Below are 1,490 nucleotides of genomic sequence, written 5' to 3' on the forward strand. Positions count from 1 at the left end.
GGCGAGTTCAACCGGTCGATGCAACACCGGGTTGTTGAAGTGAGCGTAGTTGTTCTTCGAAAACTTCGGCGGGGGTCTTCCAGCCGAGGATCTTGCGGGGCCGATTGTTGAGTGCGTAGGCGACGGCTTCGAGGTCTTCGGCGGACCACCGGGACAGGTCTGTGCCTTTCGGAAAGTACTGTCGCAGCAGCCCGTTGGTGTTCTCGTTCGTCGGTCGCTGCCAGGGCGAGTGCGGGTCAGCGAAGAACACCCGCGTCCCGCTCTCCATGGCGAACTGGGCGTGGCCTGAGAGCTCCTTCCCGCGGTCCCAGGTGAGGGTCTTGCGTAGCTGCCCGGGCAACTTGGTCATCGCTTCCGTCAGTGCCGCGTTCATCGCGGCGGCCCCGTATCCGCCGAGCGACGGGCCGTTCTTGACGTACGGTTTCTCGCCCCAGCCCACCAGCCGCGGCAGATGGACCAGGAGCGTGGACCTGCTGCTGCGCTCGACGAGCGTGCCGATCGCCGACCTGCCCGTCCCGATGATCAGGTCGCCCTCCCAATGACCAGGGACAGCACGGTCGTCGGCCTCGGCCGGCCGCTCGCTGAGAACGACGTCAGCGGTGACGTGGCCCTGCGGCTTGTTCCGGGACCGTGCCCTTGGCTCCCGCAGTGCACGGCCCGTGCGCAAACACGCGACCAGCTCGCGCTTGAGCGCGCCTCGACCCTCGATGAACAGCGACTGGTAGATCGCCTCATGGCTGATGCGCATGGACTCATCATCAGGGAAGTCGACCCGCAGCCGACAGGCGATCTGCTCCGGGCTCCATGCCGTTGACCACCGCCTGTCCTGGCGATGGGGCTTGTTCAGGCCCTTCCACGGCGGCGTCGCAGGACCTGGAACGACCGTGCCGTCGGGGCGGCGCACGTCACCGGCGAGCCGTTCCTGCACGTACGCACGCAAACGGTCGTTGCCCACGAGCTTGGCCGTCTTCGGGCGCTTCGCGGCCTGCTGCGCCTTCCACTGGGCCACCACGGCGCGGTAGACCGGCTTACCACCCCTGGTCGCGGCGTTGCGACGCAGCTCGCGAGAGATCGTCGCCGGGTCGCGCCCGAGCGTGCGGGCGATCTCACGCACGCCCTTGTCCCGGGCCCTGAGCAGGGCGATCTCCTCGCGCTCGGCGAAAGACAGGTAGCGGCCCGAGGGCTCGTCCAGACTCAGCGGCGCCATCCCGCCAGCGTGTCGGAACCATCGAATCCCGACCGGTGCCGACACACCGACCCCCTCGGCGGCCTGGACCGAGGTGACCCCGGATGCGATCAGACGCCAGAACTCCCGTTGGACAGCACGCGATGGCTCAGGCCGGCCCGGCGAGCGCATCGGCGGCCGCATCGCACGGTCCGCAGCCCACTGCCGCCGCGCACCCGGTGGTGCCTGCGGCATCTGCTTCCTCGGTCGTCCCATTGCACACCTCCGTGATCAGAAGGTGTTGCGACGACCAGTTGATTTCGCC

The 1,490-nt window shown here is 68.1% G+C and carries 1 protein-coding gene; it reads right to left on the reverse strand.

Features of this window, described 5'->3' with window-relative positions; all coding sequences use genetic code 11:
* Window positions 1-7: 7 nt before the first annotated feature.
* Window positions 8-1,420: an IS30 family transposase gene (locus IE294_RS46645; protein WP_373315975.1), complete on the reverse strand. Its 1,413-nt coding sequence runs from the start codon at window positions 1,418-1,420 to the stop codon at window positions 8-10.
* Window positions 1,421-1,490 lie beyond the last annotated feature (70 nt).

Origin of the sequence: Streptomyces canarius (assembly GCF_014650735.1) — a bacterium.
Taxonomy (GTDB): domain Bacteria; phylum Actinomycetota; class Actinomycetes; order Streptomycetales; family Streptomycetaceae; genus Streptomyces; species Streptomyces olivaceoviridis.